This window comes from Zymomonas sp. (assembly GCF_020216885.1).
Taxonomy (GTDB): Bacteria; Pseudomonadota; Alphaproteobacteria; order Sphingomonadales; family Sphingomonadaceae; genus Zymomonas.
In genome coordinates this window covers 1-6,623 of the sequence record NZ_JAIWON010000152.1, presented here as the reverse complement: position 1 = coordinate 6,623, position 6,623 = coordinate 1, and the positions used below count along the sequence as shown (strand labels likewise).

The following is a 6,623-nucleotide window of genomic DNA, read 5'->3' as shown; positions in this document are numbered from 1 at the left end:
AACCACGCCTTTCATCACCAAAATAAGGCGTAGAATTTTAGAAGACTTATCTATACAGGGTAAGGGTGATTTTTCTTCTTTTTAAAAACAACCAGACAAAGACACTGATAACCGCATTTTTCGGGGATCAGGATTTGCCAATATAACAAAGCTTCGCTAATTTAGACGATATTTTCCCTTTTTCGCCCAATCTCGGAGACGTCATGGCCGTCCAGTATAGTTATGTCATGAAAGGTCTGACCAAGACTTTTCCCGGCGCTAAAAAACCTGTTCTAAATAATATTCACCTGCAATTTTTACCCGGAACCAAAATCGCCATTATCGGTGTGAATGGTGCCGGTAAATCGACCTTGATGAAGATCATGGCCGGTATGGACACTGAATTTCAGGGCGAAGCATGGGCAGCGGAAGGAATCCGCGTCGGCTATCTCCCACAGGAACCAGACCTTGACCCGACCAAGGATGTCAAAGGCAATGTGATGGACGGCGTTCGCGAAATCGCGGATCTGGTCGATCGCTTTAACGAAATCTCGACCTTAATGGCGGATCCGCCTGCGGATGCCGATTTTGACGCCCTGATGACCGAAATGGGCGAATTACAGGAACGGATTGACACGGTTGACGGCTGGACATTGGACAACCAGCTTGAAATCGCTATGGAAGCCCTGCGCTGCCCTCCGGGCGATGCCGATGTTACCAAACTTTCCGGTGGTGAACGCCGTCGCGTTGCGCTTTGCCGCTTGCTGTTGGAAAAACCCGAAATCCTGTTGTTGGATGAACCGACCAACCATCTTGATGCCGAAAGTGTCGCATGGCTGGAAAATCATCTGAAAGAATATCCGGGTAACGTCATTCTGGTTACCCATGACCGTTACTTCTTGGATAACGTCGTTGGTTGGGTGCTGGAAATCGACCGTGGTCGCGGTATTCCTTTTGAAGGCAACTATTCTGCATGGTTAGAAGCCCAGTCCAAACGACTGGAGCAGGAAGAACGCGAAGAAGAGGGCCGTCAAAAAGCCATTCAGCAGGAATTGCAGTGGATTAGACAAAGCCCGAAAGCCCGTCAGACCAAGAGCAAAGCCCGTATCAAGGCTTTTGAAGAATTGGTTGAAAAGCAAAATGACCGCCGTCCGGGTGCGGCTCAGATCATGATCCAGATTCCGGAACGCTTGGGCAGCAAAGTTATCGAAGCCCGCGGCCTGACCAAAAGTTTCGGTGAGAAAAAGCTGTTTGAAGATCTTAGCTTCACACTGCCCCCAGGTGGTATTGTTGGCGTGATCGGTGCCAATGGTGCCGGTAAGACGACTCTGTTCAAGCTGATTACCGGACAAGAAAAACCGGATGCCGGTGAAATCGAGGTCGGGCCCACGGTGCAGCTTGGCTATGTCGATCAAAGCCGCGACCATCTCGACGATAAAAAGAATGTCTGGGAAGAAGTTTCCGACGGTCTTGATCGCTTCACCTTCGGTAAGCATGAAATTGCTACCCGCGCTTATGTCGGTGCTTTTAATTTCAAAGGCTCGGATCAGCAGAAAAAAGTTGGCCAGTTATCAGGCGGTGAAAGAAACCGCGTCCATATGGCCAAAATGCTGAAAGAAGGCGGAAACGTTTTGCTGTTGGATGAACCGACCAACGATCTTGACGTTGAAACCCTGCGGGCTTTGGAAGAGGCCTTAGAAAACTTCGCTGGTTGCGCTGTGGTTATCAGCCATGACCGCTTCTTCCTTGACCGCTTGGCAACCCATATCCTCGCTTTTGAAGGTGACGGCCATGTCGAATGGTTTGAAGGTAACTTCGAATCCTATGAAGAAGACAAACGCCGCCGTTTGGGTGATGCTGCCGATCGCTCCAGCGCACAGGCCTATAAAAAATTAACCCGTAACTAATTATCTTCTCTGTCCTGACCAGATTTTCTGGTCGGGACAGTTTTTATCTTATCCCTAAAATCTCGGATAATTTCCCAAAGCCTCGGCTATCCATCTATCCGCGTCATTACCCCTCATAAACTGACAAGCGGAAAACGCCTTACCTTCCGATTCTAGCGGCTGCGATTTTAATAATCGACACCGCCCCCAATGATCGGGCAACTATCCACAAAAAAAAGAACCGGCCATAAAATGACCGGCTCCTTCTACTTTTATTCAGAAGCGAGATCGCTCTCTCTGCCGAAAGGATAAATCAATAACGATAATGATCCGGCTTAAACGGGCCATTGACCGGAACACCGATATAATCAGCTTGTTTCTGGGTAAGTTTGCTCAAATGAACGCCCAATTTCGGGAGATGCAAAGCCGCAACTTTTTCATCAAGATGCTTCGGCAACATATAAACATCTTTCTGATATTTATCCGTGTTGCAGAACAGCTCAATCTGCGCCAACACCTGATTGGTGAAGCTGGCTGACATCACAAAGCTCGGATGACCCGTGGCACAACCCAGATTGACCAAACGGCCTTTAGCCAAAACGATAATTTCCTTACCGTCAGGGAATTTAACCAGATCAACCTGCGGTTTGATTTCAGTCCATTCCATGTTGGCAAGCGAATTGATCTGAATTTCACTGTCGAAATGACCAATATTGCAGACAATCGCATGCTGTTTCATGGCGCGCATGTGATCAAGCGTGATAATATCAGCGTTACCGGTGCAGGTAACGAAAATATCAGCCCGTGGTGCCGCTTCTTCCAAGGTAACGACTTCATAGCCTTCCATAGCAGCTTGAAGCGCACAGATCGGATCAACCTCGGTTACCAGAACACGCGCACCACCATTCCGCAAGGAAGCAGCAGACCCCTTACCCACATCACCGAAACCGGCGACACAAGCCACTTTACCGCCCAACATCACGTCGGTTGCGCGACGGATGGCATCGACCAAAGATTCTTTACAACCATAGAGATTGTCGAATTTTGACTTGGTCACAGAATCGTTGACGTTGATCGCAGGGAAAAGCAATTCGCCTTTCTTAGCAATTTCATACAGACGATGAACACCGGTCGTGGTTTCTTCGGAAACGCCCTTAATGGCTTTCGCGGTTTTGGTTAAGAAACCGGGGGTTGCAGCGACCCGACGACGAACCGTTTTCTGGAAGATTTCTTCTTCTTCATTCTGTGGCGCAGGAAACTCAACGCCTGCTTCCAACTTAGCCCCCCACAGAACGAACATGGTCGCATCGCCACCATCATCCAAAATCATATTGGCGGTTTCACCATTACCCCAATCGAAAATACGATCGACATAATCCCAATATTCTTCCAAAGATTCGCCTTTAACAGCAAAAACCGGAATATTCTGTTCGGCAATGGCCGCTGCCGCGTGATCCTGCGTGGAAAAGATATTGCAGGAAGCCCAACGCACTTCTGCACCCAAATCAACCAGCGTTTCAATTAAAACAGCCGTCTGGATGGTCATATGCAAAGAACCAGTGATCCGTGCGCCTTTTAATGGCTTTTTAGCGGCATATTCTTCACGCAAAGCCATCAGGCCGGGCATTTCACCTTCGGCGATATCAATTTCTTTACGCCCCCAACCGGCAAGGCTGATGTCACGGACAATATAAGGCTCATTAGCCATAGATGAAGTCTCCTAAGAAAAGGCTAGTCGGCAATCAAATTTCAAAATATATCTGGCTGGTGCTGCAGCCATCTTCCACCCGCAGATAAAAAGCTCTTTCACAAGCACAGGCTGGAATCACATTTCTTATCTGCTCGGAAGGCTATATTCCCCTATATTTGGGTAGCTGTAACGTGAGATAACCTGATATGTAAACATTAAGAATATAAAAATATAAATAATTCTTTATGTAAAGTAGCAAGCTGCTCTTCTTCGATATCAGATATCAAGATAAACTGTTGTATCTTCTCCATAGAATTTTGAATATTGCTTTCTTCGCTGGCCAAAAACCCTTAAACGGTTGGTTTTATGCCCCTTTAGACGTATAGGCTCTGCACATGTCCATTCGTCCTTGGCGCCATATAGAGCGCCGCAAATCGCGCAAGATCATGGTTGGTAATGTAGCTGTCGGTGGCGATGCCCCGATTAGTGTCCAGACCATGACAAACACCCCGACCGTCGATGCTCAAGCTACGATCGCCCAGATCAAACGCTGCGAAGCTGTCGGTGTCGATCTTATTCGGGTTTCCTGTCCCGATAAAGAATCCACCGCCGCTTTAAAGGACATTGTCCGCGCAGCTGAAGTGCCGATCATCGCGGACATTCATTTTCACTATAAACGCGCTTTAGAAGCCGCTGATGCAGGGGCTGCCTGCCTTCGCATCAATCCCGGCAATATCGGTTCCTCCGAACGCGTTGCCGAAGTTGTTCGCGCGGCAAAAGCCAATGGCTGCGCCATCCGTATCGGTGTGAATGCCGGTAGCCTTGAAAAAGAGCTACTTGAAAAATACGGCGAGCCCTGCCCCGATGCGCTCGTTGAAAGCGCCCTTAACCATATTAAATTATTACAAGACCAAGATTTCCATGAATTCAAAGTTGCCGTAAAGGCTTCCGATGTTTTCTTGGCGGTTGCTTCTTATAAAGCACTTGCAAAAGCCGTCGATTGCCCGCTCCATCTCGGTATCACCGAAGCCGGTGGTCTTATTGGCGGAACCGTTAAATCCGCTTTGGGTATTGGTAATCTGTTGTGGGATGGTATCGGCGATACGTTACGCGTTTCGCTTTCCGCTGATCCTGAGCAGGAAGTGCGGGTCGGTTACGACATTCTCAAGACTTTGGATCTTCGCACCCGTGGCGTTCGGGTTGTTTCCTGCCCCAGCTGCGCAAGACAAGGCTTCGATGTTGTCAAAACGGTCAAGGCTCTGGAAGAAAGACTGGCGCATATTGCAACGCCGATTTCTCTTTCTATTCTGGGCTGCGTGGTGAACGGGCCCGGTGAAGCACGGGAGACCGATATCGGCGTTACCGGTGGTGGTCAGGGTAAGCATATGGTTTTTCTGTCCGGTGTCACCGATCATACCGTCGAAGATGCCAAAATGCTCGACCACATCGTTGCCTTAGTCGAAAACAAAGCCGCCGAGATCGAAGCCGAAAAAGCAAAAGAGAAAGCGGCCACGGTCGCCGCCGAATAATCTCGTTATAACAACTTTCCTTCTCGTTATCCCTGCTCACTTTGGGCAGGGATACAGAATGGCCTATTAAAATCCTGTTTTCGATCAACAGAAAAGCCCTTCTTACAAGAGGCAGAGATAAAGCCTCTTTAAAATTAGGCCACTACACATTCATCAATTCTTCTTTTTGTAAATTTCGACAATTTTATCGACTAGCTCCAAGGCTTCTTCTCTTGAACGCTGGAAAACATTCCGCCCCATAATTGAACCAAAGCCGCCCCCGTCACGAATAGCTTCAGCTTCTTTAAAAAGTTCATCTGGCGTTTTCGCTTCGCCACCTGAAAAGACGACCATGCGCCGCCCTGCAAAGGCTGATTCCATAATATGGGAAACGCGGTTAGCTAATGGTGACCAGTCTTTTCCTGAATAAGCTGGGATAGCTTCAGGCTGCTCGATATGGGAAGTCGGCAACTTCACCTTAATGATATGGCCACCAATCTGGGCAGCGATATGCACAGCATAGGCGCTGACATCCAAAGCTGTTTCGCCTCTTTTGGTCAATCGTCCACCGCGTGGATAGGCCCAAATAACCGTTGCCAATCCGCATCTTTTGGCTTCTGCCGCAATATGGCGGAATTCTTCAATCTGCTCGAAAATAATATCAGAGCCGGGATAAATCGTAAAACCAACCGCCGAACAGCCCAATCTTAACGCATCGCCGACACAGGAAGTCACCGCCTGATCATTCACAGATGACCAACTATTCGAAGAGTTCATCTTCAAAATAGTCGGGATTTGACCGGCAAAAGTAGCCGCCCCTGTTTCCAGCATCCCAAGCGGTGCCGCAAAAGCAGAAAAACCGCCATCAATCGCTAATTTATAATGATATTGGGGATCATATCCGGCAGGATTAGGATAAAAACTGCGCGCAGGGCCATGTTCTAAACCTTGATCGACCGGCAAAATGATCAGCTTACCAGTGCCACCCAAACGGCCATGATTCAAAATACGAGCAAGATTAGCCTTTGTCCCGGGATTATCACTTTCATAAAGATCAAGAATAGCTTTTACTTCGGGAGTAATAGACATCACAGCGCTCCTTCCCTTGGGATATAAGGTAACAGCCCCGGCATATCTAGCTGTATCAGTAAAATAACGCTTTCGGCTGAAAACTTAATTTGACGGTTACCTGAGCAACTCTTTTTAACCTGATAAGAGAATCAGTCACCCGTTTTTTCTGTCATATAGAAAGATACTATAAGGTTATAGCATCAGAGCTACAGAGTTAGCCCCTTCTTAAATAAAAAATTTTAAAGTTTTTCTAAAAAATTAAACAAAGATTCGCTTTAATAAAAAAGAATAATGGCTCTATTAGTGAGTATGCCTGCTTGAAAATAAAATAATGGGCAAAAATAACGGTGATATTCTTAATTTATTTTGCGCAATTGCTGTGATTAAACCTTAAAAAAATAATCGCTATTTTCTTTTACCCAAGCAGGTCGCAGGTCGCAGGTCGCAGGTCGCAGGTCGCAGGTCGCAGGTCGCAGGTCGCAGGTCGCA

General features: G+C 47.5%; 4 protein-coding genes. 2 read left to right on the top strand and 2 right to left on the bottom strand.

Annotation, left to right across the window (positions count from 1 at the left end):
- The first annotated feature begins 203 nt into the window (after positions 1 to 203).
- On the top strand, positions 204 to 1,886 hold the full coding sequence (ettA, locus tag LDL18_RS08260; protein WP_011240137.1) for an energy-dependent translational throttle protein EttA: 1,683 nt from the start codon (positions 204 to 206) through the stop codon (positions 1,884 to 1,886).
- A gap of 292 nt (positions 1,887 to 2,178) precedes the next feature.
- On the opposite strand, the gene ahcY is transcribed toward ettA, so the two are convergent.
- Positions 2,179 to 3,573: an adenosylhomocysteinase gene (gene ahcY, locus LDL18_RS08255; protein ID WP_296508610.1), complete on the bottom strand. Its 1,395-nt coding sequence runs from the start codon at positions 3,571 to 3,573 to the stop codon at positions 2,179 to 2,181.
- Positions 3,574 to 3,950: 377 nt separating this feature from the next.
- Here ahcY and ispG point away from each other — a divergent pair, with 377 nt between their 5' ends.
- Complete coding sequence (ispG, locus tag LDL18_RS08250; RefSeq protein WP_296508606.1) at positions 3,951 to 5,084, top strand: flavodoxin-dependent (E)-4-hydroxy-3-methylbut-2-enyl-diphosphate synthase; 1,134 nt, start codon at positions 3,951 to 3,953, stop codon at positions 5,082 to 5,084.
- Between the two features lie 153 nt (positions 5,085 to 5,237).
- Here ispG and LDL18_RS08245 read toward each other — a convergent pair whose 3' ends face one another.
- The gene (locus LDL18_RS08245; RefSeq protein WP_296508601.1) at positions 5,238 to 6,152 is read right to left on the bottom strand and encodes a class I fructose-bisphosphate aldolase; all 915 of its coding nucleotides are present in this window, start codon (positions 6,150 to 6,152) and stop codon (positions 5,238 to 5,240) included.
- Positions 6,153 to 6,623: the final 471 nt, after the last annotated feature.

Bases quoted from the DNA above. Each gene is read 5' to 3' on its own strand.
- ettA (WP_011240137.1), top strand. From the start codon at position 204: ATGGCCGTCCAGTATAGTTATGTCATGAAAGGTCTGACCAAGACTTTT.
- ahcY (WP_296508610.1), bottom strand. From the start codon at position 3,573: ATGGCTAATGAGCCTTATATTGTCCGTGACATCAGCCTTGCCGGTTGG.
- ispG (WP_296508606.1), top strand. From the start codon at position 3,951: ATGTCCATTCGTCCTTGGCGCCATATAGAGCGCCGCAAATCGCGCAAG.
- LDL18_RS08245 (WP_296508601.1), bottom strand. From the start codon at position 6,152: ATGTCTATTACTCCCGAAGTAAAAGCTATTCTTGATCTTTATGAAAGT.